The following is a 24,180-nucleotide window of genomic DNA, read 5'->3' as shown; positions in this document are numbered from 1 at the left end:
CGTGAGGGCGGGGCGACGCGACACGCGTCGGCCCGCCCTCACGTCTGTCTGCTGGGTCAGCCGCTGGTCTCGCGCGCCCGGGCCACCGCGACGTCCACTCCGTGATGCCACGGCACCCCATGACCGGGAAGGAGGGACTTCGCCTCCGTCGCTGCCAGGGCATCGAGCGACGTTCGGTTGCGACCGAGGTCGGCGGTCGCGGACCCGGCGATCATGCGGGGGCCGGTAGCCGCGGTGTAGGGATCGAGAGTCACCAGGGCATCGCCGGCGATCACCGCATCACGTAGCGGGAAGTGAAGTGACACATGGCCGTACGTGTGGCCCGGGGTGGGTATCACCTGCGCGCCGCCGGGGAGTACCGCGGCGTCGCCGAAGCTCGTCACGTCCATGTGATCGACGCCGCGGACTGTGAACGCGCCCGCCACCGCCATCCGCCCGAGTAGGGACAGAGACCGCGGATGACGAAGGGGCACTCCGAATCTGGTGGCGTTTTGATGTGCATAACGGTAGGGGTGCGATGCCAGCCAGGCATCGTCACGGTGAACGTGGACCGGTATCCGCCATTCGCGCGCCAGACGGCGCGCCGTGCCCACGTGGTCGAAGTGGCCATGGGTGATGATCAGATCGGAGACGGCGTCGGTGTCCCGGCCTAGTTCGCGGATGGCCCGGACGAGGGGTTGATACGACCGGGGGAGTCCGCAGTCGACGAGGACCAGCCGGTCTCGGTCCTCGACGATGTACTGATTCGTGTGCGCGTGTTCCAGCCAGTGAATGCCTGGTACGACGTCGCGATGGAAGGTCATGCTCGGGCGCATACCCGCTGGGGGCAGCCGCAAACCGTGGCACGACCGTGGAAGTTTGGACAAGACCGGGGGTTTCTGTAATCACCCCGGCCTCTGGCTCGACATGCGGGTTACAGCACCGCGTGAGCGTGATTACGACACTATCAGTGTTGCCGCACAGAAAGCCAATCGCGGACATCGGTACCGGTGTCAGTCGACGGAGAAGGCCAACCAGCACAGGTCATTCCGGGCACGCTGGTCGTCGAGTACCAGCTCGCGCAGCCGGTCCGGGAGTTGTTCACGCTGCCAAGCGCATTCGAGCTTGCCCGCATCGGTCCCGTGCTCCGCTCGCACCGCCTTGATCGCGTAGGCCGCGGCGCCCAGATCGTGCGATGCGACGTGGGCCGTCACCGCCGCCTGCCCGGCGGCGTATGCGGCGAAGCGCGGTGCACCACGCAGGTCGCGTGCGGCACCCATGGCATGTCCGCCAGCGGCCCGCGACGCCATCATCGCCAGCTCGCCCCGGGTCCACGCGCGGACGGCGGCAATGGCTTCGCGGGGTCGCGCGTCCTCGGGACGGGCCGACTCGAACAGGGGGAGGACGTGCTCGGCGCATGTCGCTGCCCAGAGCGCAAGGGAGTGATGATCGGCGTCGGTCAGCGTCCCGCCACGACGGATGGTGACCAGGCGAGGATCGAAGATCGTGGGCAGGATCATTCCGACCGCTCCGGTCGGAGCGGGACCGGGCGGGTGCGCCGGGCGACTCGCACCTCGACGTCCTCGGGTGAGAGCAGGGCAGTGTGTTCGGGGACGACCCCGACCCGAACGGGGGCCTGCTCCGTGTCGGTCACGGTGAGTGGCGCACCGCCGGGTTGGAGATGGTCGTTACCCCACTGCATCAACGACATCACCACCGGAAAGAGGTCGCGGCCCTTGTCGGTGAGCTGATACTCGAACCGTTCCCGCTGACCGGCTTCGCGGTAGGGCACCTTGGTGAAGATCCCGGCCTCGGTGAGTTCTCGGAGGCGGCTCGACGCGACCGCGTCGGTGATCCCGACACGGCGACTGAACTGATCGAACCGGGTTGCGCCGTAGAAGGCCTCGCGCAAGATGAGGATCGCGGACCGGGTCCCCACCAGGTCGATCGCCTTGGCGATCGAGCAGCCGCTCGCCTCCCAGCTGTCGCGCTCGGCGAGCGGTCCCTTCAGGTGCATCATGACCCCACTCTACCCTGACTTGACAGAACCATAGTCAGAGCGTAGTCCTGACTATGGCAGACAAAAGTCAGCCGGTATCCGGGCCGGCGCCTGTTCCGGCCCGCGCACTGATGGAGGATCAGTCATGAGATCAGCGGTCATCGTCGACGCCGTTCGTACGCCCATCGGGAAGGGCAAGCCCACCGGCGCCTTGCACGACGTCCACCCTGTCGACCTCCTCGCGCACAGCCTGCGCGCGATCGTGGACCGCTCGGGTGTTGAGCCCGGACGCGTGGACGATGTGATCACCGGAGTCGTCAGCCAAGTGGGGGAGCAGAGCTTCAACCTCGCGCGGCGGGCGCTCCTCGCCGCGGGCTATCCCGAATCGGTGCCGGGGGTGTCTGTCGACCGCCAGTGCGGTAGTGGTCAGCAGGCGATCGCTTTCGCCGCGCAGGGCATCATCGCGGGCACCTACGATGTCGCGGTCGCGGCGGGGGTCGAATCGATGTCCCGGATACCGATGGGCTCGGCCGCGGCCGGCACCGCCGATCTGAACGGGCGGGCGTTCGAGGAGCGTTACCCGGAGGGGCTCGTCGGGCAGGGCATCTCGGCCGAACTGATCGCAGCCCGATGGAACATCTCGCGTCGTGAGATCGACGAATTCTCGCTGCGGTCGCACGATCTGGCCGCCACCGCGACCAAGAACGGACTCTTCGACGACGAGCTCGCTGTTCTTGCTGGCCTGACGTCGGACGAGGGAATCCGTCTCGGAGGCAGTCTCGATGATCTGGCGCGGTTGGAGCCCGCCTATTTCGACGTGACGATCGCACGCCGATTCCCCGAGATCGGCTGGGAGATCACCGCCGCGAGCGCGAGCCAGATCAGCGACGGATCCTCGGCGGTGCTGCTCATGAGCGACGAGAAGGCCGCCGAACTCGGTGTGCGCCCGCGCGCCCGGGTACACACCATCGCAGTCGCCGGCGACGATCCGCTGCTGATGCTCACCGGTATCATCCCGGCGACCCGAAAGGCGCTGTCGCGCAGTGGACTGCGTATCGAGGACATCGACCTGTTCGAGGTGAACGAGGCCTTCGCGCCAGTGGTGCTGGCGTGGTCTCGGGAGTTCGGTGTGGACGTCGACAAGGTCAACGTCAACGGCGGTGCGATCGCGCTCGGTCATCCGCTGGGTGCCAGTGGTGCCCGCCTCGCGACCACCGGACTCAACGCCCTCGAACAACGCGGGGGTCGCTACCTCCTGCAGACCATGTGTGAGGCAGGCGGACTCGCGAATGCGACCATCTACGAACGACTCGGCTGACCCGGAAGGCATGCGACGCGCGAACGGTCCCGGCTTCGAAGGAAGCCGGGACCGTTCGACCTGGTTATCGGAGGTGTTCTATCGCTCGGTCGAGCCTGCCTCGACGAGTTCCTCCTCTTCCGGCACGTCCTCCTTCTTGGCCAGCGCACTGGGCCACCACACCGGTCGGCCGATGTCGTAGACCAGCGCCGGGACCAGGAGCGTCCGGACGATGAGCGCGTCGAGGAGGACGCCGAAGGCGACGATGAACGCGATCTGCGCCAAGAAGATCAGCGGAATGACCGCCAGGGCGGAGAACGTCGCGGCGAGGACCACGCCGGCGGACGTGATGACTCCGCCGGTCACGGTCAGTCCGCGGAGAACGCCTCGGCGCGTGCCTATCTGGAGAGCCTCCTCGCGAACACGGGTCATCAGGAAGATGTTGTAGTCGATGCCCAGGGCCACCAGGAACACGAACGCGAACAGCGGTACGACCGGGTCGGCACCGGGGAACCCGAGGATGTGGTTGAACACGATCGACGAGATTCCCAATGTCGCCGCGAAACTCAAGATGACGGTGGCCATCAGGAGGATCGGCGCGACGATCGCGCGGAGCAGTGCGCACAGGATGAGCAGCACCACGATGCTGACGATCGGGATTATCAGATTTCGGTCGTGGATGGCGGTTGTCTTCGTGTCGAGGTCGACAGCCGTCGGGCCGCCGACGAGTGCATCGGCGCCGTTCACGTTCCCGACTGAGTCGCGAAGGCGTTCGATGGTCTCCTCGGCGGCCAGTGAATCCGCCGGGTCGGTCAGGGTCGCCTGCAGTGCGACCCGTCCATCGACGGTCTTGGGTGCGCCACTGGGATCGGTGACCGGGGCGACCTCGGCGACACCGTCGACGCCGGTCGCCGCGCTCTGGACCTGCTGGAGCGATGCCCCGTTGGCGATGATGACCGCAGGCGATCCGTCTCCGGCGTCGAAGTGGGCGGAGAGAACCTCCTGGCCCTCCTGCGATTCCACCTTCAGGAGGAAGGTGTCGGACTGCGCGACCCCGTCGGCCTTGAACTGGGGGAGGAACAGTGCGAACAAGACGAGCAGCAACGTGGTGGCCACCCAGAAACGGCGGGGGTGTCGCCCGATGCGGTTCGCCAGGGCGCCCCAGAACCGGTGGTTGCTGCTGTCGTCACGCTGCGCGGCCTCGGGTTCGGTGACCGGCCGCTTCGGCCAGAAGGCGCTGCGTCCCAACAGGGTCAGAGCTGCGGGGAGGAAGGTCATCGAGGCCAGGAAGGAGGCCGCGATACCGATCGCCGCAACCGGGCCGAGTCCGCGGTTGGAATTCAGGTCCGACAGCAACAGACACAGCACGCCGGCGATTACCGTACCGGCGGAGGCCGCGACCGGTTCGAGGGTCGCGCGCCACGCCGCCCTCATCGCGTCGTACTTGTCGGCCGTGAGTCGTAATTCTTCTCGGTACCGCGACACCAGTAGAAGCGCGTAGTCCGTTGCCGCGCCGAAGACCAAGATGAAGAGGATGCCCTGGCTCTGGCCGTTCAGCGTCAGCACGTCGTTCGATGCGAGCACGTAGACCAGGAGGCTCGCGAGCCCGAGCGCGAAGACGGCGGAGACGATCACGACGAACGGAAGGATCGGACTGCGATACACCACGATGAGGATGAGGATGACGACCGCGCCGGCAACCAGCAGCAGCAGTCCGTCGATGCCGCCGAACGCGGTGGTGAGGTCACCCGCGGTACCCGCCGGTCCGGTCACGTACACCGACAACCCCTGGGGAGGGCCGTTCGCGAGTTCGGTGCGCAGGGCCTCGACGCTTTCCGAGACCTCGCCCGAGGAGTCGACGGGCACGATCATCTGGATCGCCTGGCCGTCCTGAGAGCGGATCGGTGGCGACGTGCGCTCGGAGATGCCGTCGGTACCGGCCACCTTGCTCACGGCGTCGGACACGTAGGCGAGGTCGGCGTCGGTGATGCCGCTGGTACGTTCGGCGACGACCACGGCGGGGATCTCGGACGAGTCGACGAAGTCGGCTTCGAGGCGGGAGACCTCGGTGGCCTCCGCAGAGGCGGGCAAGAACGAGGTGTTGTCGTTCGCCTGCACGTCGCCGAGTTTTCCGGCGAACGGCCCGCCGACGGAGCCCAGGGCCAGCCATCCGATGACCAACAGGGCTGGCAGAATCCATCGCAAACGACTGACTCGTCGAGCAGGAGTGGGTGGGTTCACGGAGCTTCCGTTCGTTGGTTGCGGCTGACTCGGGACAGCACCATGATGTTCAGCAGGCTGAACAATTGCAAGTCTGTGGAGTGTGACGTAGAGAATCGGCAGGACGCGGTGAACAACAGGAACGACGGGATGGACGGCTGGCCGACGGGTCGGCTGCTGTCAGCGGCGGCGAGAATGGTCGAACACGCGTGGGAGGCGGTGCTGCGGGAGTACGACATCTCCAGCGCCGGACTCGTCGTTCTGCATGTGGTGAGTACGGGGCCTGCCACTCAGCGGGAGATCGCCAGGAAGGCGCGGGTGACGGATCAGACGGCGAGCCGCACCATCGAACGACTCGAACGCATGGGTTATGTACGCCGGCAGGTCGACCCCGACGACGAGCGGCGTAAACATGTGAGCTCGACTCCGGCCGGGACCGAGGTCTATCACGCACTCCTCGAGCGAGAGCGAACCGATCCGGCGCTGATCGCGTCCATCGGTGAATCGGAATCACAACTTCGTCGGTTGCTGCTCGAACTGATTCGAGCGCAACAGGATCGGACCGCAGGATCATCATGACGGGCGAGGCTGGACTCAGCCCGCGTCGCGTGCGGCTTCGAGGCCGGCCACGAGAGCGTCGACCTTCGCCCGGTTCTCCGCCGATGTCATCAGCCCGACGAACGGCGGACGCGAGAAGGTGAGGGTCACCTGGAGGAGTTGTTCCCGTTCGCTGCCGAACAACTTTTTCCGCCGATCGGTCTCCGTGACCTCGGCAGATACGAACGACGCGGCCGGCAGTCGCGTCTTGGAGGTGCCGCCCCGGAGCTTCTCGAACCACTCCCCGTCGAGCACGACCGTTTCATTCGACAGACCATGGATCTCGAGCACGTGATACCCCTTGTCCCTGCGGATGTGTCGTGATCACGATATCCGCCGGGGACGTCGGCGCCGGGGTTTGCGCGAGATCGAAATACCCTTGTCCATCGGGACCCGTGCCTACTACTGTGCCGGGCGTGCATTCATCGACCCGTGGACCGAGATCCCCCTTGATGACGTATGGCTGAGGTGAGGCTCCGACAGGCCGACGGCGCGGACACGGACCGACTGGTGGCCGTGTGGCGCTCTGCGGTCGAGGCAACGCACCACTTTCTGACTCCCGCTGACATCGACGGCCTTGCCAGTCGACTCGCGCGGGATTTCTTCCCCGCGGTGGAATTGGTCGTCGCTGAGGTCGGTGGAGTCATCGTCGGCTTCAGCGGGACAGCCGACAACCGGCTCGAGATGCTGTTCGTCGATTCTGCCGCCCACGGCCGGGGCATCGGCACGGTGCTGCTCGATCATGCGGTGGAACGCGTGGGCATCGACGAGCTCGACGTCAACGAGCAGAATCCGGGTGCCGTGGAATTCTATCGGCGCAGAGGTTTCGACCAGGTGGGGCGTTCGCCGGTCGACTCGGATGGCCGGCCGTTCCCGCTTCTACACCTGCGCCGCCGCGCGGTTCCATAGCGACACTGCGCGCTGTTTCCGATGTGTTCGACCATCTGGTCGAGACTGCGTCCGTCCGCGGGCACATGGGTCGCGAATCGGTCCTCGCTGAGCGCTGCGACGGGCCGGGCCGACGTTTGCCGCCGGGGTCAGGAGTCGTGTCGGCGGTCCTTCTTGGTTTGGCGGCGTGCGCCGGCCGCGATGGTCGACGCCTCGTACTTCTTGCGGCCTGGCGAGTCGCGGGTGTCGTCGGTACGGATTCGTCCCGACGAGGCGACCTTGCCCTTGCTGTCGTTCTTGTTCTTGCGGGGCTTGCCGCCGTCCGTGGATGGTGCCGGGTTCTCGGTCCGTGCGCGTGCCAATCGCTCGGCCTTCAGCTCGAGGGCCGCGTCGCGGGAAACCCGGGCCAATCGCCTACTCACCCGGCTCAGGGCGTCCTCGAACACCTCCGCTTTGGCGGCGTTCCGGACATTCGCTGCCTTGGCGCTCCCGCGCCCGCCTTTGGCCTTGACCTTCTCGGCCCCAGCTCGTCGGTACAAGGTGACGTGTTTGTTCCGAGCGCGCCGGATGCGGGAGTGGAGGTCGATCAAACCGTCCTCGTCGAGCCCGGCCATCTGCGACTTCTTGGTCTCCCGGACGAGGAGATATTCGCTCTCTGACAGAGAATTCAGAGTCTTTTTCATGCCGGTCCTCTTTCACCACATCGTCCGGTTGGTGCACCTGATGGTAGATGTCGGCGTCCGTTTCGAGCTCGGTTTCCGCCTGATTCTCGCGACACGAGGAGCGGTTCAGGTACCCGAGGTTGCCGGTGGCGCCCCCATCGGCCGGTCGTAGGCCTTCTCGACCTCTGGGCGGAGCCGGGCGTCCTCGGTCGCCTTGCGGGCTGCAGTGGTCCACATCTGGGTGACCATCGGCAGATAGTAGGTGGCCGGAGACCCGAGGATGTACGTGGCATTGCCCTCGACGAAGGTCTTGTTGGCCGGATCGTGGAGTCCGATCATGCTGTAGTCGTTGTGCACGGGACGGCCTTCACCCTGTCCGCCAACAGAATTCGACGCGCTGTGGTTTCGACGAGCGGCGTCGGTCATCAGATCGCGGTTGGGTGCGTCGGCCCAGTAGTCGTACTGCCTCGCAACGATCTTGACGGTGTATCGGGTGTTGTCGGGAAAGTTGTTTCCGCCATAGTCTGCTCGGCAGCCGCCTTGATTGGCGCATCCGTTGTATTTGGATTCGAGATCACCGGTGAGTACGAACATCACTGTCGCGGGGTCGATGTCGCTCGTGGGCCCATAGGTGCGCAGCCAATCGTCTTGAACCTGCGCACCCTGACTGTGACCCACTACGATCTTCCGGCCCGGGATCTCGTGCAGCATCTCGTTGAGCTTGTCCCGCCCGCGGTGGGTGTTCGTCGCGCCGGGGAAGTTGTTGTAGGGCACCTTCACGACGCGATTCGGTGATGCGAACAACTCGCCGCGCAGCCAATTCATCGGCAGGGAACGGAACGCAGGGTCGAGCGTCAGGACGGTCGCGCCGCCCGGATCCGGGACTGCACCGGCGACCGGTGACCATTGTCCGATCCCGGCCGCCAGAATGAGCACAAGAATGGTCCGCAGATATCGCTTCGTCATCGATTGCCGCCTCACGGTCTCGACACTGTCTATCACATGGATAAATGGCCGCAGGACGATCAGAAATAGGGACGGCGGTCCGTATGTGAACGAATCTCCGCTACGTGGAGCACCCGTGAACCGTTGACGACGGGCCGTCAGGTGAGCGATGCAATCGCCCTGTCGGCGGCCGTCGGTGCGAGATAGTCGATGACGGGCAGCAGCGTGCGTACAGCTGCCGGCGCCACCGAGGTCGGACGATGGGTGATCGCGCGGACGATCCACCGCCCGGCTTCCTCGACGGTGAGTGCCGGAGTGTTGTCGTAAGCGGCTGTGGGAGCGATCATCTCGGTTCGCACGAGGGGGAAGTAGACGTTCGTGGCCCGAATCTGTGGATGGGGATTCTCTGCGTTGAGGCTACGGCCGAAGATGGCCAGCGCACTCTTCGACGCGGCGTATGCAGAGAACCTGGGAAAGGTGTTCGCCATGATGCCCCACGTGCACACGTTGACGATATGTCCTGACCGACGGTCGACCATGTCCGGCAACAGGCCGAGCGACAGTTGAACGGGGGCGAGGTAGTTGAGACGCATGGTGCGCTGGTAGTCGTGGAGCCGGTCGGTGGAGTCGAGGATCGTCCGACGGATCGAATGGCCTGCGTTGTTGACCAGCACGTCGATCGGTTCACTGCGAAGTTCGTCGATCAACGCCGCGGTCGACATCTCGTCGGAGAGGTCGCAGAGTGTGTGGTCACAACCTGTCTCCTCGGACAGTTCGATCAGTTCCTGTCGGCGTCGTGCGACGGCTATCACGTGCGCGCCGCGGGCGGTGAGCTGCCGCACCGATTCCCGCCCGATCCCTGCCGATGCGCCGGTCACCACCACCGTCAGCCCCTGGACATCGCGCCCGTCACCGGCGATCGCCTCGGAAACCACGCGGGGCAGCAGGGTGCGGCGTTGTAGCGCCATCCCGACGCTCCTGCCGAGAACCGCTTGCAGCTCGGTGCCGATCCTGCTCATCGGATCTCCTTCTCTGTTCACGGTGCCGAGTCGACCATCGCGCACCCATGCCGACGACGTGACAGCGGCGTTGACTCTACGGTAATTTACTCTCAAGTCAACGAGGGTGCGGCAGCTCATCGTCACGTGACGGGAGGAGAAGTGATTGACGCTCGCGGGAACAAAAGGTGTGCCCCGTGCGGTGCGGGAGCAACAGATCATCGATGTCGCGACGGCGGAGTTCGCCGAACGCGGTTACGCAAACGCCTCCCTGGTCGACATAGCGGCGACGGCAGGTATCTCGAAGCCGTTGATCTACACCTACTTCGGGTCGCGCGATGGTCTGCACGCGGCGTGCGTTCAGCGGGCGGGGGAGCAACTCGTCGAGGCGGTGACCGCTGCGCAACAGGTGCAGGGGGCCCACCTGCGCGCTCTGGCGACATTGACAGCGATCGTCGAGGCGCTCGACGGCGGTACCGAGAAATGGCGGGTGCTCTACGATTTCACCCCGCCCAAGCCGAGCGCCGCACATGACCGAACGCGCCACTACCAGCAGGCGCTCAACGCCCTGGGTTCACAAGGGGTGGCCGAGGTCCTGTCGGTGCGGGCTGGTCCGATGTCGTCAGAGACACATTCGCTGTTGCTCGCATGCTGGTTCAGCGTCGTGTCCGCGGTGATCGACTGGTGGACAGAGCATCATGACCTGACCGCCGCCGAGGTCACCCGTCACTGCCGGCAGTTGGTCGAGGCGATCCAGCACCCTCGCTGAAGTACTTCGGTCCCCGACACCTCACCGGCCATCAGCGAACTCGACGTCGTGCTGAATCTGACTCACCGTCAGTCACTCGCCGCCACTCGAGCTGCCGCCCGCTGAGTCGGAACTGCCGTCACCCGACCACCCGCCGTCGAAGCCGAACCAACTCGAGGACGAATCGGAACCCTGGACACTCCGGCGTTGGTGCGCCGGAGTCGGACGGGGACTCTCGGAATCCTCGAAATCTGGCCGGTCGGCAGCGCGCTGCGGATCCGGCCTGAATTCTCGGATCGCCGTGGGAAGCACAAGGGCGGACACGCAGAGTCCGGTGAGTACGACGACGATCAACCAGTCGGGTGCCCCGAGCAGGGCGACGATCATCGTGCTTCCGATCGCGACCAGAACGAGAATCGCACCAAGGGTTATGCGCGGCACCTTGTCCTCCTCACGGTGTAGCGCACCGAGTTGACGGGCGCTTCGATGTCGACAGGGTATGGGGTTTGACGATCGACACGCGCCGGGTCTCCACAGGCATGAGGCGACGTCGGCGGACCGAGGAGGACGATCACCGATCCCGCCGCGTCTTGCGGAGCGCTCGTCGAGTTGACGCGTTCGGGATCATGGAGTCATGGAAACCCAATACGAGGCCTGGCCCGCGCTACCGGTTGATTCGTGGAGCGACACCAGGGACACGGTGCAGTTGTGGACCCAGATCGTCGGTAAGACGCGTCTCGCTCTCGGTCCCGAGATCAATCACTGGTGGGGGGTACCGCTGTATGTCGACGGGCGTGGACTCACCACGTCGCTGATGGCCGTCGGAACTCGCGGGCTCGAGATCCGCTTCGATTTCGTGGACCACGAGTTGGTCTTCCTGGTCACCGACGGATCCACTCGTCGGATGAAGCTCGAACCGCGGACGGTGGCCGACTTCTACGCCGAATACACCGGCCACCTGACCGACCTCGGTTTCGACATCGACATCGTCGGGACCCCCGTCGAACTGCCTGACGCCACCCCGTTCGCAGAGGACACGGTCCACTCGTCCTACGACCCGCAAGCCATTACGAGGTTCTGGTGGTCGCTCGTCAGCGCTCAGCGGGTGTTGTCGACGTTCCGTGGTGAGTTCAGGGGTAAGTCGTCGCCTGTGCATTTCTTCTGGGGTGCTTTCGATCTGGCGGTCACTCGTTTCTCGGGGCGAAGCGCGCCGCAGCATCCCGGCGGGGTTCCGAACTGTCCCGACTGGGTCATGCACGAGGCTTACAGCGACGAGGTGTCGAGCGCGGGATACTGGCCGGGAGGCGCCGAGGAAGGTGCCTTCTACGCCTACGCGTATCCGCATCCCGAGGGATACGACACCCACCCTGCGGTGGAGGCCCCGGCCCACTGGGATGCCGCGCTGGGGGAGTACGTCCTGCCGTATCACCTCGTTCGCCAAGCGCCGGATCCGGACGCCGTGGTGCTGAAATTCCTTCGCCAAACCCACCAGGCGGCGGCCGAGACCGCCGGCTGGGAGTGAGCGCGACCGGTCCCGGAGTTGCTCGGACCTCGGCGTCGTCGACCGAGTCCTGACGGCGCCCGGTTACTCGCCCAACAATGCGTCCAGCGTCTCGAACGCCGCGCGCCATCCGGCGGCGGCGTACTCGTACTGCTCGTCCGTGAGGTTCCCGCCCGTCTGACCGAATCGGACCTCGGTGCCGGCGTCGACGGCGAGAAAGTCGGCGGTGAGGCGTTCACGCGCGTCCCCGGGTTCGTCGGTCATCGTCAGGACGAGCCTGGTCGGTCGATGAACCTCGATGTACTCGCCGCGCCAGTGGAATTCGGGCATGTCGTCGCTGACGATCATCGTTGCCGTCCAGGTGCCTCCGGGGCGGGCGTCGAGCGTGACCGAGTCGACGGGCACCTCGTTCGCTCCGCCTCCGAACCAGGTCGCGAAGAGCTCAGGTGTCGTCCACGCGTCGAAGACGGCGTCGGGTGAAGCGGCGAAAGTGTAGGTGAGGGTAGCCCCGGTGGTGTCGGTCATCGTGAACCTTCCTTCTGGTCGTCGACGTCCGCGGACATCGGTGCCTCGGTGCGGACGACATCGTCCGCACCGAGGCAGACCCTCGGGATGGTCAGAACTCATCGGCACCCGCAGCCGCGGAGGTGCGCAAGCGGTCACACCGGAACCGTTGCAGGCCGTAGCTGTTGGGTCCGCGTCTCAGTGCTGAGCCATGGATGGCTCGGGTGCCTGTGGAACAGTGCCCGAGCCAGTCGTGTTCGCGGGTATCGCTCGACCGCGTAGACGATCGAGCACAGGCTGCACAGCCAGCTTTCCGGGCCCGATCACGACCAGGATCAGGAGCGCCCAGCAGAAGAGCGCCGAGGACTCGCCGTCGTTTTGAACCGGCAGTAGGCCATCGCCCTGGTGCTTCCAGAAATATGCGACTGCCATGCTTCCCACGCTGACGAAGGCGGCAACCCGGGTTCCCACGCCGATCATGATCAGCAAACCGCCGACCACTTGGATCGCGGCGGCCCACCAGGATGGCCAAGCGCCGAACTCCGCAGTCGCGCCACCGTACGGTTCGATCGGCCACCCCCACAGCGTTGTCGTCCCATGACAGAAGAAAAGGAAACCGATGACCATGCGATAGACGCCGATCAACCACGGACCGGCACTCTCAGTTAAGGCAAGCATTGCCTAACTATTGCACGGGCGTGCCGCTTTACGATCTGGGTAGCGACTCACATCACAGGGGTTACGCTCGTGGTCCGGTGGGATGACCGGGCGAATCGTCGATTCACGGGGGAGGTCGCTCCGACGGAGGGGAGTGATGGACAGTCGATTCGCTGACGATCGAACTGGAAGTGGTTGCCGTGAACGACAACAAGCGTGCCCGAGGCCCAGCGCCGACGATGAGTCCCTCGGCGGTACCGATCGGGGAAGCACTCGACCGGGCGGTTGGTCCGCGTCGAGGTGAGGCCGACGAACTGCTCTCGTTGTTGTCGGAGGTCACCGGGAGGGAGCCCGTGGTGTGGGCCGGCCGGATGGTCGGCTTCGGCGAATACGAGTACCGGTACGCCAGCGGACACTGCGGCCGGGCACCCGAACTCGCCTTCGCAACAGGGCCCAAGAATCACACCATCTACCTGGTGAGCGATTTCGCGACCCGGTGGCCAGATCTCGTCGAGACGCTCGGAAAGAATCGTGTAGGAAAGTCGTGCCTGCATCTGACCCGCCTCGACGACGTGGATCGTGCGGTGTTGCGAACGCTTCTCGAGCGATCTCTGGCGGGGACGCGTGCAACCCACGAGGGTTGAGGCGTACACCGACTTGCGGGTGAGCAGATGACACGGACCCGAAATACGTTCGTCGCTACCTTTCGTCGGCTTCGTGCTGACGAACGGGTTCACGATCTGGCTGCTGTGGCGGACCTGGGCAAGGGGCCGCACGGTTTTCGCGGGCGGATGACGTGGTGGTCGAACGTCGGTGCGCCGAAGTCGAACTCGTGTCGAACGAAGCTCGTCGGTGATCAGTGGCCGGGGCGACGGCCTTGTTCGATGGTCATGCGAGGCCAAGGCGGTTGCCGCAGGACCGCGGCTGATCCCAGTGCTGCTGCGACGAGGCCGGTGATCACCCCGATGAGGGCTACCCGGCCGCCGTCGACTGCCGGGGTCCAGGTCGTCGCGCCATCGGTCACCGTATAGGCGCCGATCGCAACCGGTCGACCGCGGAACCCGCTGCGCGACACGGGGATCATCGTGGTGCGCTCATCGATCGATATCGGGTCGCCGAAGAATGTGCCGCGGCCACCCGCGGGCTCGCTGATCGACATCGGTTCTCCTCGCGTTCGGTGAAGGTGATCTGGGCGGGATCAGTATCGGTCGGCCGGGACCCACGGTGGGCGTGATCTGGTCGGCATGGGACACATGGGCACAGAATGGCAGCATCTCGACGCCACCACGGCGGACGTTTCCGGATCGATCGTCGGCTCATGAGAGTTGCCGATACACTCACCGCCAACCGGCGCCTGATCCGCGGCCGCCGAACGACGACGATCGTGGAGGCTGGCGGATGGCGCAAGCCGGTGAGCACAAGGCGTGGGTCAAGGGTCTGGCGATCGTTGTCGGTCTGTTGATTCTGTACGTCGCCGTTCTGGCGGTCTATGCCGCCGGCGATTCCGGCGATGATTCGGACACACGGAAACCCGCGGCGAACGGGGTACTCGTGTACGTCGACGTCGACGCCGTGAACGGTGGCGCCTTCGAAATCGGCGGTCACATCACGGTCTATGCCGGGGACGATCTGCTCGATGCGCGTGGTGACCTCGACGAGGATGTGACGATCGACGTCTCACCGCTGACCTCGTCGACCGAACTCAAGTTCTCTGCGGGTACGCGGCCGGGCACCCTCCCGGTGACGATGTACAGCGATGGTGACATCCGACTGTGGCCATTCGACAGCTACGTGTCGGATTCGGTCACCGTCCAGGCGTACGGCCCGGGTGACGTGGAATTGCCGACGGAGGTCGCTGTCACCGACTCACTGATCGGCTGGCACGTCGGAGCGGCCGACAGCGACTACGCCGGTGGGCAGGCGTTCACGATCACGTCGTCGAGGACGGCCGGATCCCTGACGTTCGATCTCGCGTTGTGCGTGATGCTGGTCGTCTTACCGATCTGCACTCTCTTCGTCTCCATTCAAACCGTGCGGCGTCGCAAGGCATTTCAACCCCCGATGGTCACCTGGTTCGCGGTGATGCTGTTCGCCGTGCTCCCGCTGCGCAACATCTTCCCCGGATCGCCTCCGTTCGGGTCGTGGGTCGACTACTCGGTGGTGCTCTGGGTCCTCGGCGGGCTCGTCGCATCGCTCGCGCTGTATGTCATCGCGTGGTGGAAGCAGGCTCCGTGAGCAGGAACCACCCGAATCTTCGGGCCGATGTCGATCCGGATGCCGGCGGCTCGGGGTAGCCCCGGGCAGGTCCTGCACCGACGGGAGGCTGGCTGCCGCCGGGACCGCCCGAACCCAATCCGGCGGCGGCCTGCTGGGTGACGCTGCCGGCGTAGTCGCCAGTCGGGTCACGGTAGATCGTGTGGACGTGTCCCCAGCCCGACGTCGTGACGACATCGGCGCCGGCCGAACCTTGCTGCGCGGCGAACTCGATGGCTACATCGGGGCCGGAGATCTGGAAGTAGATTCCGTCACCCTGGGTCATGTCGTAGGTGGTGGCTCCGGACCAGTTGACGTAGGTCTCGTCGAGAGATGCCGCGATCTGTTGAACCTCGGTGCACTGACCGAGGGAGTCCTCGGTCGAACTGCTTCTTGTGAAGGTACTCGTCGCCGCCCATGATTCCGGTGACTGTGGCGTACCCCTCGTCGCTCAGCAGTGCATCGAGAACTCTCAGTGCGGCGGTCCGCTGTTCATCGCTCAGATCGGCGAGATTCACGCCCGCGCGGTCGACGAGGGTGACCGGAAAGTTCGACCATGACGTCGTCTTGGTTTCGTCGTCGTAGTCGTAGGTGACCTGCTCACGCTGTTCGTCGGTCAGGGTGGTCAGGAACGCCTGAGCCGCTTGAACGGACGACGTGATCGTCGCAGCGGTCGCGGCCGCGTCCTGGGTGGTGGCCGCAGACGACGCAGAGGTCGATGTCGCGGTCGACGGCTGTCACATTCCCGATGCCGTCGGTGTCTTGGGGGTGAGAGCACTTCGAACATCGACGAAAGGCAGGATCATGAACACCACCGGCATCACACGGATCGACGACGAGCGGGTCGACGCGCAACGGCCACGCGTGGTCGTCCTCGGCGCGGGCTACGCCGGCGCGATGGCGGCCAACAGGCTTCGGCGCAGCCCCTCCGTCGACGTCACGATCGTGAACCCGCAGCCGTTCTTCGTGCAGCGCATCCGGCTTCACCAGTTCGCATCGGGGACCGGCGATCCCCAGGTCGGACTCGACGGCATGCTCGCCGACGACATTCGCGTTGTCGTCGACACCGCCACGCTCATCGACACCGGCGGGCGTCGGGTTCATCTGGCGTCGGGCGCACACCTCGACTACGACTACCTGATCTACGCGATCGGGAGCCGGCACCGCACCCCGGACATCGCAGGTGCAGCGGAACATGCTCTGTTCATCGCCGATTGGGCGAGTGCACAACGCATCCGGGAACGCGTCGGGAGTCTGGGGGCGCAGAGACGGTCACTGTCATCGGTGGGGGGGCTCACCGGGATCGAAGTCGCGGCAGAACTCGCCGAGAGCGGACACGACGTCCGGCTGGTCGGCGGCGGAGGGATCGCGACCTCGGTGGGCGGCCGGGCCCGGCGCGCCACGGAGAAGCAGCTGCACCGACTCGGTGTCGATGTCGTGGATCAGGGACGCGTGGTCGAGATAGGGGAGCGGACCGTCACCGTCGCTCTCGACGGCGAACACACCGTACTTCCCAGCACGGCAACGATTCTCGCCACCGGCTTCGAGGCTCCGGAACTCGCAGCCGCCAGCGGCCTGGCGACCGACGAGATCGGCCGTCTCCGCGCCGACGTACCGCTGGGCAGCATCGACGACGATCGGGTGGTCGGCGCCGGTGATGCGGTTGCGGTCGAGGGGATCTCGTTGCGGATGAGCTGCCAGGCCGCCGAGCCGCTGGGCGCTCAGGCCGCTGACGCGGTGCTTGCGAGGATCGACGGTGAGCAGCCGACCGTCGTCGATCAGGGCTTCGTCGCGCAGTGTGCCAGCATCGGCCGACACGCGGCCACTCTGCAGTTCACGCGCCGTGACGATGCGCCGACGCGTGCCGTGGTGACAGGTCGCCTCGCGGCCTTGACCAAGGAGTTGGTCTGCCGTCAGACCGTGGCGAACATCCGGCGTGAGGCCGCGCGACCCGGTAGGTTCAGCTGGTTCAGCGGCGCGAAGGCAACGGCCGTCGAGCCTGAACCGGCAGGGCGATGACCAGCGAACGGACGGAGAAGGGGGTGTCCATGGCACACGGCGAATCCGACCGTCGCGCAGCTCGGTTCGCCGACCTCCGGCCGCTGCTGTTCACCGTCGCGTACGAGATCGTCGGGTCCGCGGCCGACGCGGACGACGTCCTGCAGGAGAGCTACCTGAGGTGGGCGGAGGTCGATGACGCCAATGTGGTCGATCCGAAGGCCTACCTCGCGAAGATCGTCACACGCCAGGCGCTCAATGCGCTGCGGTCTCGCTCGCGGCGTCGTGAGGAGTACGTCGGCCCGTGGCTTCCGGAGCCGATCCTGCTCGACGATCGTGACCTCGCCGACGACGTCGTACTCGCCGAGTCGGTGTCCACGGCGATGCTGGTGGTGCTGGAGTCGCTGAGTCCCGACGAGCGTGCGGTGTTCGTGTGGCGCGAGGTCTTCGGCTTCTCCTACACCGAGATCGGGTCGATGGTCTCGAAACCTCCGGCCACGGTGCGCCAGATCGCGCACCGCGCCCGGTCGCATGTCGAGTCACGGCGGCCCCGTTTCGACCCGGTCGACGCGCAACGGGCCAGAGCGGTTGTCGAGGAGTTCCTCGACGCCGCGCAGTCGGGGCAGATCGAGTCGCTCATCGCGCTGCTCTCACCCGACGTCGTGTTCATCGCCGACAGCGACGGAAAGGCCACGGCGGTGAAGCGGCCCATTCAGGGCTCGTTGCCGGTGGCACGCCTGCTCGCCGGCTTCGCACGGTTGGGGACGACGATCGACGACTATCGTGCCGAGGTGGCCCTGCTCAATCACGAACCGGGCATGATCGTGTACTTCGACGGAAAGCTGCAGGGCGTCTTCACGTTCCACATTGTCGACGGCGTGATCGAACAGATCTACGCAATGCGCAATCCGGACAAGCTCGCTGCGGTCGAGGAGCCGCGAACCATCGCACGGTGAGGTCTGGCCGGGTCATGTCCATTCCCACCTGCACGGTTCGACAAAGCTGGACCACGGCGGGCTCGACTGCTGTATCCACCGATGGTGTGCTGTCGCGGGATCAGGTCCATGGGTGCCAGGCCGGGATCCTTCTGCGACGATGGGTCGATGATGCGAAACGCGTTCGGCCACGGTATTCCGGATCAACCGGGATGGGTGGGAATGCCACGAGCTGATGAGCGGACCTGGGAGTGCCTCTCCGAGGGGTCGAACGTTCGGTGACTCACACCCCGCTGCGGTCGGCGCTGAGAGTTCGAGTTGGGTTGCGGCGTGGCATGCCCACCACCGACTTGCGGACGAACCTGCCCCCGGAGGCGGTGTGGGCCACGATCACCGATGTGCAGGCCTGGCCGTCATGGGGGCCCACGGTCGTCGGCGCACGTGTGGATGGTGACGTCGAGTTGGCGTCGGGGACACGCGGCACGATCACGACCATCGCGGGGGTGCCCCTGCCCTTTGAGATCACCGAGTTCGTCGATGGACGGTCGTGGGCCTGGAAGGTGGCCGGCGTGAACGCGACACGACACGAGGTGATCCCGGTGGCGGGTGGCTGCGTTCTCAGCTTCGGCGCGCCGGCCTGGGCGGTGGCCTATCTGCCGGTACTGGCAATCGCATTGCCACGGATCGAACGGATCGCTTCAGGACTGGGGGACTGACGTTTCCGGTCGGTGATCACTGCTCTTCCCGGCACTGTTGGTCGCCGCACTCTGACCACGCGCAGACGAGGCGGGTTCGTCGACCCGATAGTGTTAGTATCATAAGCACCATCAGTAACTTGAGTAACTCGAGCACCATGATCCGGAGCTATCGAATGCCTTTGTCGTACGGCCGCAGCCCTCGCCGACGCCTCAGCATCCGAACCGTGGTGGCCGCGGTGGCCACCGCCGTCGCCCTCGTCGGCGGACTCGCCCAGGCCGGCGGGGCTCATGCAGCGGACGGGTACCCGTACGTGAATCTCGGTGACAGCTACAGCGCGGGCGCAGCAGTGTTCCCTCAGGCGACGCGGGCGGCAACCTTCTGCTCGAACTCGCTGGTCAACTACTCCAGCCTGGTCGCCAAGCGACGCGGGACCCCGGTCGCCGATGTCAGTTGCTCGGGTGCGACGACCGAGCACCTGACCCAATCGCAATACCGATGGCAGGGACCGCAGATCAACGCGCTGGGACCGGCCACCCGTTTGGTCACTCTGACGATCGGCGCGAACAACAACGGTCTGTTCAACGACTCGACCTCGGCCTGCCAGCAGGCCTGGATGTCCGCGCCGCTGTCGGCCGCCCCGTGCCGCGATGAGTTCGGTACCTCGTTGGTGGACAAGATCAATTCCTCGACCTACCCCGCCCTGGTGAACGCTTTGCGTGACATCGACCGCGCCGCGCCGCGCGCCCGCGTCATGCTCGTCGGGTATCCGCAGATCTTCCCGGCCGCCGGTAGTGTGCTCTGCTCGGCGTCGCTGCTCACGGCACCCGGAGACACCGCATATCTGCACCGGGCTTTTGCGGCTCTCAACGACGCCATGCGCCGAGCCGCCGCGACCACTCACGCGACCTTTGTCGACATGACCAAGGTCTCCGCCGGTCACGATGCCTGCGCGGGCGATCGGCGATGGGTGGAGCCGACGTTGGGAGCCGTCAGCTTCCCGGCGATGCACGCCAACGTTCGTGGCCAGCAGGCGATGGCCGATCAGGTCGTGGCCGCGCTGCGCTGAGGACCTCCGCTGCGAGTCAAGGTGATCATCGCTGCCTTCAATACCGGTGGCCTCACCGACCCTTGTATCCACGCTCCCCGGATAAAGCGGTTGCAACGCCCCGTGAGTCGTTGCGAGGCTTGCCGTGTGGAAACTGTTGCGTCGAAAGAGAAGAACCAGCCGGCGCCACCGCATGTGATCTTCGACGATCTCGTGAGCCCGAACAGGCAGCCGTCACGGCCGTGGCTCCACCTGCTTGACGACGAGGTTGCGCCCACTGTCCTCGAGTCGGCGCGGCCCACGCGGGTGGTGTGGTCGTCGTTGTGGACGAAACGGCCGGACGCTCAGGTGGTCTTCGATCTGAGCGGCGGGCGCAGTGGTACCGATCTGCGGTGGACGCTGCTCACCGACCAGCCCGCACCGGATGATCTACGGATGCACACCAGAGATGCGATCCAGAAGGGGTAGACCGCCGATAGGCTCGCGGTCTTGCCTGCATGGTGGGAGTCTCAGTACTTCACCAGCGAAGAGCAGGCGGCTCTCACGCTGGCAGAGCAAGTCACCCGAATTGGTGACGAGCACACTGCCGCCCCGCCGGCAATAGACGTCGAGCAAGCGTTGTCGCCACAGCAGGTGGCTGCCGTCACATGGCTTGCCGTGGCGATCAACGGGTGGAACCGGATCGCCATCGCGAGCCACTATCCCGTGGCGCCCTAAGGGCATGGGAACCGTCCAACGGTCCAGCTCCTCGCGGGATGGTTTCTGAACGCGGGCCGGTGCGCGTCTGACGTACTGGCTGCGGGCGACGCGATTGTGTTTACAGTTGCAATCGAGGCGGGGCGGCGATGAGGTCCCGTCGTAGCTTGGGCCGGCTCAGACGGACGTCGAGCTGACAGAACCGTCGCCGCGCCACTGACGATTCAGCCATCGCGACCGGCTCAACCGCCACGTGGCCGCGCCGACGATCGGAACGACCCACACGACGCCAAGCCATGTCACGCTGCGTCGCAGGCCGAGATGACGACTGATGACGTCGACTGTTGCAAACATCGCCAGAGTGCTCCAGACGGAAAACAGGACGAGCATCGCGAAGGCGAAGTAGAACGGCCGGTTGAAGTCCGCGCTGCACGCAGCATCGCGCGCACATTCGGACAGTCCGGCCTCAGCTAGCAGCACAGCCCACATTCTATCCGTCGCCATCGACTGGACGGGAAGTATTGACCGTCCAGGCCGTCGCCAACAGGACGTGGTGGGGTGGCCTCGTACCGCTGGCGGGCTCCGTCTAACGGTAGTTGACATGAGGTGACTATTTGGCACCTCGATGAAGTTGGGGGAGAACGGTTCTCGGCGCTGTCTGACGTAAGGCTCGTTGGTCGCGACCTAAGGATTCGACTGTCGGACCTTCATGAGGTCGGGGTTCGATCAGTCGGAGTAGCGGGGCACGACGGCGAACACCTCGATGTCGCGCGGTACCCCCTTGGCGCGGAATCGCCGGCGACGAGTGGCATACCGATCGGCGCCGGCGGCCTCGACGGTCGCTCCGCTGGCCAACAGCTCGCCGGCTCCCGCGGCTGCCGCGACCCGAGCGGCGACGTTCACATCGACACCGAGGAAATCGTCACCGACCGCCCGCGGTTCGCCGGTGTGGAGACCGGCTCGCAGCTGTGGCCGGTAGCCCCCGACCGTCAGGGCACTCACGGCGACGATCACCTCGTGACCTGCCTCGATCGCCTCGACACCGTCGACGAACACGGCCATCGTCCCGTCGCCGAGATGTTTGACGATGCGTCCGCCGCGGCTGCGCACGATGTTCTCGGTGACGTCGTTGACGTCGCGCAGGAGTCGGAGGACCTGGTCGTCTCCGGCATGCAGGGCCCACGTCGAGAATCCGACGAGATCGGTGAACAAGATGGTGGCGGGGACTGGGGTGCGATCGGATCGACGACGTCGTGTGGTCACCAACGCCTGCCACACCTGGACCGATGCGAGGCCGAGCTCTCGTATGGCACTGGGTTTCTCGGGCCGGGACTCGCTGATGAGGCGTGCCACGCGGTCGGATGCACGCGGCCCGGTGATCGGGTTCTCGTTGTGCGGGATCAGATCTCGTGCGGCGCGAGCCGCCTTGACGACCCCGACGCTGGAGTCGGTGCGGGCCAGCAGGTCGGCCATCCGGCGCCCGGGTCCGGGACGGTCGGGATCGTCGCGTCGGACGGGAAGCCGCTCGCCCCGACGACGGGTCGACCCACCGGTCCTATCGTTCGCTGCGGAGGGTTCGTCCGGGCCGTCCGCGGCGGATGTCGCATCGTCGTCAGTCGGACCGGGATCATCCGGGAGACCGTCGCGGTCGCGGTCACGTGTCGAGTCGTCGGCTCCGGTCACGCCTTGAGTCTAGTGGCCCCGCTCATCGCGAGACTGACACCGCCGCGTCCTCGGTGACACCGTGCCCGCACCGCGGGCGTCATCCGGCCCGTCTTCGACCACAGCGACCTGTACCTGCGTCTCGCCGTCATCCGACAGTGGGGGGCGGCTGGCCTGATGCATTTGATGCGAGATGCGAGGCTTTACTTGACATAATGTATCTTATCGGCGAATTTCCTTGCTTAGCAACACATTTCGTCACCAGTGACGAAAGTGTACGGAAATCACGGGAACGAACGCATCGACGTCGTGCAATCGGTGCCAGGACCTCGATGCGGGGTTGTTGACCGAATGTCGTCGACCTGAGCGGGATCATCCGTGGGATGCACGATAGTGCTGAGGCCCGCATGCGCAGCTTGCCGCTGCGTGGACAACGCGTAGACGCGTTCCGAACTGATCTGCCCGTGACGTGGCTACTGACCACCACCCACGTGGTGTGAACGCGGCAGCTGAGGAAGTACGCGCCGGACGCCTCGACGCCCCGTGGTTCATCGACGCGATCCTGCTACCAGCGTTCACACAGACACAAGACTGAGCCGCAACACTCTTGCCGTCGCGATCAAACGGCTCCCGGCGCGACACGCGCCCCGGCTGCAAAGGCCCGTCAATCGCACTCGCCACGCCGGAGATCTGGTACCGGAGAGCACTCTTGGTTGTTCCGCTTTCAGTTACGGGCGCAACAGATTGGCGTGTACCGCGCGATCACTCTCGAAGTCGGGAGGCAGGCCCATGGTTTCGTCGCCTCGGGAGGCTTCGGTCCATCCATGGGGATATAGAGCTACTCCCCCTCCGCTCAGCGCCCGCCGGCCCACCTGAACTACTATCTAGAATAGTTTCAAGCTGCCTGTTGGAGGCGTGGTGATCGCAAACGTTGTGGCCCAAGGGGCACTCTTGGGGCTGTTCGGTGCGGTCGTAGCGTGTGGTGTCGCCGCTGCCCGTCAGCCGGATCGAGGTGGGGAGGCTTGGCGGGCGCTCGTTTCGTGTGCGGTGGCCGTGAGTGCGGCCGTCGGCGTGGTGGTAATTGCTCCCCAGGGCGATGTCGCGTCGGCGATCGTGTTCGCGCTGCTCTGTGTTGGGGCGCTCATGCTGTTTTCTGCTCATCTGCACGGCGCGTCGTTGGCGGTGATGGTTGACCCGCTTGTGTGGATGGCCTCGGCGATCTGGGTGTTCATCGTGTTCGCCGCCACGGGCGCGCCGATCGAGATGGGTGTGGTGCCTGCTGATCCGATCGCCGAGCTGGCGTTGAGGGCGGAGCTGAATCGACCCCCGAGGTGGGTCCGTACAGGCAGTGTGATCGCGATCTTCGGTCTGGTGGCCGCGATAGTCTTCCGCGTGGCCCGGCCGGCCTCCCGCGGTGATGGCTTCGGGGCCCTCGTTCCCGGCGCCCACGCCCGATGCCCACAAAATACGAACGTGGTTAGTAGAAGTGGGGTGTGATGCGGGTGTGCAGAGGAGGTGGTGGGGCATGACTGACGGTGTCGAGGTGCGGCGGCCGGATCGGTTCGGCCCGCGCGGTCCTGCCCGTACGATCTCCCGTGCGGTGGGCCTTGCTGTGGTGATGTTTGAGGCGGTTGCCGCGTTCTGGCTGGTAATGCTGCTCCGAACGTCGGATCTCGTGCTATCCGACTCTGCAGGAGTCGGGCGCGGTGATCAGTTTGAGCTGCGGGTGCTGACCGCGGTGGATGTGCACGACTGGGTGTCGGCTCTGAGTGCTGCGGCCTTCGCTGCGGGTGTGGCCGGTGCGCTGGCGGCGCATCTACTCCCAGCGGTCAAGGGCCGCGCGACCGGTTGAGTAGTCGGGCCGGGCCCCGCCGGGGGCACCGGGATTTCGACTCTC

The 24,180-nt window shown here is 65.6% G+C and carries 31 protein-coding genes; 15 read left to right on the top strand and 16 right to left on the bottom strand.

Features of this window, described 5'->3' with window-relative positions; all coding sequences use genetic code 11:
• Nucleotides 1–56: 56 nt before the first annotated feature.
• The 3 genes from BCM27_RS13725 to BCM27_RS13715 all read right to left on the bottom strand — a co-directional run bounded on the left by BCM27_RS13725 (nucleotide 57) and on the right by BCM27_RS13715 (nucleotide 1,999).
• A complete protein-coding gene (locus BCM27_RS13725; RefSeq protein WP_004018673.1) occupies nucleotides 57–803 on the bottom strand; it encodes an MBL fold metallo-hydrolase in 747 nt (248 codons plus the stop codon).
• A gap of 189 nt (nucleotides 804–992) precedes the next feature.
• A complete protein-coding gene (locus BCM27_RS13720) occupies nucleotides 993–1,499 on the bottom strand; it encodes a putative immunity protein (RefSeq protein WP_004018672.1) in 507 nt (168 codons plus the stop codon).
• Complete coding sequence (locus BCM27_RS13715) at nucleotides 1,496–1,999, bottom strand: winged helix-turn-helix transcriptional regulator (RefSeq protein WP_004018671.1); 504 nt, start codon at nucleotides 1,997–1,999, stop codon at nucleotides 1,496–1,498. The genes BCM27_RS13720 and BCM27_RS13715 overlap by 4 nt, the downstream gene beginning before the upstream one ends.
• 124 nt (nucleotides 2,000–2,123) lie before the next feature.
• Here BCM27_RS13715 and BCM27_RS13710 point away from each other — a divergent pair, with 124 nt between their 5' ends.
• Nucleotides 2,124–3,296: an acetyl-CoA C-acyltransferase gene (locus BCM27_RS13710; RefSeq protein WP_004018670.1), complete on the top strand. Its 1,173-nt coding sequence runs from the start codon at nucleotides 2,124–2,126 to the stop codon at nucleotides 3,294–3,296.
• A gap of 78 nt (nucleotides 3,297–3,374) precedes the next feature.
• Here BCM27_RS13710 and BCM27_RS13705 read toward each other — a convergent pair whose 3' ends face one another.
• Nucleotides 3,375–5,516, bottom strand: coding sequence for an MMPL family transporter (locus BCM27_RS13705; RefSeq protein ID WP_033204888.1), 2,142 nt, complete (start codon nucleotides 5,514–5,516; stop codon nucleotides 3,375–3,377).
• A gap of 42 nt (nucleotides 5,517–5,558) precedes the next feature.
• Between BCM27_RS13705 and BCM27_RS13700 the strand changes: the two genes are divergently transcribed.
• Entirely contained in the window at nucleotides 5,559–6,074 is a 516-nt protein-coding gene (locus tag BCM27_RS13700; protein ID WP_004018667.1) for a MarR family winged helix-turn-helix transcriptional regulator, read from the top strand.
• 15 nt (nucleotides 6,075–6,089) lie between these two features.
• Here the strand turns inward: BCM27_RS13700 and BCM27_RS13695 are convergent, their stop codons facing one another.
• The gene (locus tag BCM27_RS13695) at nucleotides 6,090–6,383 is read right to left on the bottom strand and encodes a hypothetical protein (protein ID WP_004018666.1); all 294 of its coding nucleotides are present in this window, start codon (nucleotides 6,381–6,383) and stop codon (nucleotides 6,090–6,092) included.
• Between the two features lie 168 nt (nucleotides 6,384–6,551).
• Between BCM27_RS13695 and BCM27_RS13690 the strand changes: the two genes are divergently transcribed.
• Nucleotides 6,552–7,001, top strand: coding sequence for a GNAT family N-acetyltransferase (locus BCM27_RS13690; protein WP_004018665.1), 450 nt, complete (start codon nucleotides 6,552–6,554; stop codon nucleotides 6,999–7,001).
• Between the two features lie 128 nt (nucleotides 7,002–7,129).
• On the opposite strand, the gene BCM27_RS13685 is transcribed toward BCM27_RS13690, so the two are convergent.
• The 3 genes from BCM27_RS13685 to BCM27_RS13675 form a co-directional block, all read right to left on the bottom strand.
• On the bottom strand, nucleotides 7,130–7,663 hold the full coding sequence (locus tag BCM27_RS13685) for a hypothetical protein (RefSeq protein WP_004018664.1): 534 nt from the start codon (nucleotides 7,661–7,663) through the stop codon (nucleotides 7,130–7,132).
• 105 nt (nucleotides 7,664–7,768) lie between these two features.
• The gene (locus BCM27_RS13680) at nucleotides 7,769–8,608 is read right to left on the bottom strand and encodes a PE-PPE domain-containing protein (RefSeq protein ID WP_004018663.1); all 840 of its coding nucleotides are present in this window, start codon (nucleotides 8,606–8,608) and stop codon (nucleotides 7,769–7,771) included.
• Between the two features lie 137 nt (nucleotides 8,609–8,745).
• The gene (locus BCM27_RS13675) at nucleotides 8,746–9,606 is read right to left on the bottom strand and encodes an SDR family NAD(P)-dependent oxidoreductase (protein ID WP_004018662.1); all 861 of its coding nucleotides are present in this window, start codon (nucleotides 9,604–9,606) and stop codon (nucleotides 8,746–8,748) included.
• Nucleotides 9,607–9,751: 145 nt separating this feature from the next.
• Between BCM27_RS13675 and BCM27_RS13670 the strand changes: the two genes are divergently transcribed.
• A complete protein-coding gene (locus BCM27_RS13670; protein WP_004018661.1) occupies nucleotides 9,752–10,354 on the top strand; it encodes a TetR/AcrR family transcriptional regulator in 603 nt (200 codons plus the stop codon).
• Nucleotides 10,355–10,426: 72 nt separating this feature from the next.
• On the opposite strand, the gene BCM27_RS13665 is transcribed toward BCM27_RS13670, so the two are convergent.
• Complete coding sequence (locus tag BCM27_RS13665; RefSeq protein ID WP_004018660.1) at nucleotides 10,427–10,774, bottom strand: hypothetical protein; 348 nt, start codon at nucleotides 10,772–10,774, stop codon at nucleotides 10,427–10,429.
• Between the two features lie 193 nt (nucleotides 10,775–10,967).
• Between BCM27_RS13665 and BCM27_RS13660 the strand changes: the two genes are divergently transcribed.
• On the top strand, nucleotides 10,968–11,855 hold the full coding sequence (locus tag BCM27_RS13660) for a DUF5996 family protein (RefSeq protein ID WP_004018659.1): 888 nt from the start codon (nucleotides 10,968–10,970) through the stop codon (nucleotides 11,853–11,855).
• Between the two features lie 63 nt (nucleotides 11,856–11,918).
• Here the strand turns inward: BCM27_RS13660 and BCM27_RS13655 are convergent, their stop codons facing one another.
• Together BCM27_RS13655 and BCM27_RS13650 are read right to left on the bottom strand one after the other, a co-directional pair.
• The gene (locus BCM27_RS13655) at nucleotides 11,919–12,359 is read right to left on the bottom strand and encodes an SRPBCC family protein (RefSeq protein ID WP_004018658.1); all 441 of its coding nucleotides are present in this window, start codon (nucleotides 12,357–12,359) and stop codon (nucleotides 11,919–11,921) included.
• 177 nt (nucleotides 12,360–12,536) lie between these two features.
• Nucleotides 12,537–13,016: a DoxX family protein gene (locus BCM27_RS13650; protein WP_004018657.1), complete on the bottom strand. Its 480-nt coding sequence runs from the start codon at nucleotides 13,014–13,016 to the stop codon at nucleotides 12,537–12,539.
• Between the two features lie 179 nt (nucleotides 13,017–13,195).
• Between BCM27_RS13650 and BCM27_RS13645 the strand changes: the two genes are divergently transcribed.
• Nucleotides 13,196–13,639: a DUF1801 domain-containing protein gene (locus BCM27_RS13645; RefSeq protein ID WP_239450597.1), complete on the top strand. Its 444-nt coding sequence runs from the start codon at nucleotides 13,196–13,198 to the stop codon at nucleotides 13,637–13,639.
• A 212-nt stretch (nucleotides 13,640–13,851) separates the two neighbouring features.
• Here BCM27_RS13645 and BCM27_RS13640 read toward each other — a convergent pair whose 3' ends face one another.
• Nucleotides 13,852–14,154, bottom strand: a complete 303-nt coding sequence (locus BCM27_RS13640) for a hypothetical protein (RefSeq protein WP_004018655.1) — start codon at nucleotides 14,152–14,154, stop codon at nucleotides 13,852–13,854.
• A 239-nt stretch (nucleotides 14,155–14,393) separates the two neighbouring features.
• Here BCM27_RS13640 and BCM27_RS13635 point away from each other — a divergent pair, with 239 nt between their 5' ends.
• Complete coding sequence (locus BCM27_RS13635) at nucleotides 14,394–15,230, top strand: DUF4436 family protein (protein WP_004018654.1); 837 nt, start codon at nucleotides 14,394–14,396, stop codon at nucleotides 15,228–15,230.
• Here BCM27_RS13635 and BCM27_RS26320 read toward each other — a convergent pair.
• Both BCM27_RS26320 and BCM27_RS26315 read right to left on the bottom strand, forming a co-directional pair.
• Nucleotides 15,202–15,591, bottom strand: a complete 390-nt coding sequence (locus tag BCM27_RS26320; RefSeq protein ID WP_373278270.1) for a DUF3500 domain-containing protein — start codon at nucleotides 15,589–15,591, stop codon at nucleotides 15,202–15,204. The two genes, BCM27_RS13635 and BCM27_RS26320, sit on opposite strands and share 29 nt — an antisense overlap.
• A complete protein-coding gene (locus tag BCM27_RS26315; RefSeq protein WP_373278269.1) occupies nucleotides 15,521–15,868 on the bottom strand; it encodes a DUF3500 domain-containing protein in 348 nt (115 codons plus the stop codon). The genes BCM27_RS26320 and BCM27_RS26315 overlap by 71 nt, the downstream gene beginning before the upstream one ends.
• A gap of 184 nt (nucleotides 15,869–16,052) precedes the next feature.
• Here BCM27_RS26315 and BCM27_RS13625 point away from each other — a divergent pair, with 184 nt between their 5' ends.
• The 6 genes from BCM27_RS13625 to BCM27_RS13600 all read left to right on the top strand — a co-directional run bounded on the left by BCM27_RS13625 (nucleotide 16,053) and on the right by BCM27_RS13600 (nucleotide 20,642).
• Entirely contained in the window at nucleotides 16,053–17,267 is a 1,215-nt protein-coding gene (locus BCM27_RS13625) for an NAD(P)/FAD-dependent oxidoreductase (RefSeq protein ID WP_033204919.1), read from the top strand.
• A gap of 29 nt (nucleotides 17,268–17,296) precedes the next feature.
• Nucleotides 17,297–18,202: an RNA polymerase sigma factor SigJ gene (gene sigJ, locus BCM27_RS13620; protein ID WP_033204918.1), complete on the top strand. Its 906-nt coding sequence runs from the start codon at nucleotides 17,297–17,299 to the stop codon at nucleotides 18,200–18,202.
• Nucleotides 18,203–18,516: 314 nt separating this feature from the next.
• Nucleotides 18,517–18,897, top strand: a complete 381-nt coding sequence (locus tag BCM27_RS13615) for an SRPBCC family protein (RefSeq protein ID WP_004018650.1) — start codon at nucleotides 18,517–18,519, stop codon at nucleotides 18,895–18,897.
• Nucleotides 18,898–19,052: 155 nt separating this feature from the next.
• Nucleotides 19,053–19,946 carry an SGNH/GDSL hydrolase family protein gene (locus tag BCM27_RS13610; protein WP_033204917.1) on the top strand — a complete coding sequence of 298 codons (894 nt, stop codon included), beginning with the start codon at nucleotides 19,053–19,055 and terminating at the stop codon, nucleotides 19,944–19,946.
• A 174-nt stretch (nucleotides 19,947–20,120) separates the two neighbouring features.
• The gene (locus BCM27_RS26260) at nucleotides 20,121–20,393 is read left to right on the top strand and encodes a hypothetical protein (RefSeq protein WP_033204881.1); all 273 of its coding nucleotides are present in this window, start codon (nucleotides 20,121–20,123) and stop codon (nucleotides 20,391–20,393) included.
• Between the two features lie 21 nt (nucleotides 20,394–20,414).
• A complete protein-coding gene (locus BCM27_RS13600) occupies nucleotides 20,415–20,642 on the top strand; it encodes a carboxymuconolactone decarboxylase family protein (RefSeq protein WP_004018647.1) in 228 nt (75 codons plus the stop codon).
• Between the two features lie 156 nt (nucleotides 20,643–20,798).
• Here the strand turns inward: BCM27_RS13600 and BCM27_RS13595 are convergent, their stop codons facing one another.
• Together BCM27_RS13595 and BCM27_RS13590 are read right to left on the bottom strand one after the other, a co-directional pair.
• A complete protein-coding gene (locus tag BCM27_RS13595) occupies nucleotides 20,799–21,101 on the bottom strand; it encodes a hypothetical protein (RefSeq protein WP_004018646.1) in 303 nt (100 codons plus the stop codon).
• 246 nt (nucleotides 21,102–21,347) lie between these two features.
• Entirely contained in the window at nucleotides 21,348–22,304 is a 957-nt protein-coding gene (locus BCM27_RS13590) for an adenylate/guanylate cyclase domain-containing protein (protein WP_039865688.1), read from the bottom strand.
• A 1,032-nt stretch (nucleotides 22,305–23,336) separates the two neighbouring features.
• On the opposite strand from BCM27_RS13590, the gene BCM27_RS13585 reads away from it, so the two are divergent.
• Nucleotides 23,337–23,780 (top strand): hypothetical protein, encoded by a 444-nt coding sequence (locus tag BCM27_RS13585; RefSeq protein WP_239450596.1) that lies wholly within the window; start codon nucleotides 23,337–23,339, stop codon nucleotides 23,778–23,780.
• Nucleotides 23,781–23,808: 28 nt separating this feature from the next.
• Entirely contained in the window at nucleotides 23,809–24,135 is a 327-nt protein-coding gene (locus tag BCM27_RS13580; protein WP_004018643.1) for a hypothetical protein, read from the top strand.
• Nucleotides 24,136–24,180 lie beyond the last annotated feature (45 nt).

This window comes from Gordonia terrae (genome assembly GCF_001698225.1).
Lineage (GTDB): Bacteria > Actinomycetota > Actinomycetes > Mycobacteriales > Mycobacteriaceae > Gordonia > Gordonia terrae.
This window is presented reverse-complemented; position numbering and strand designations above follow the sequence as displayed.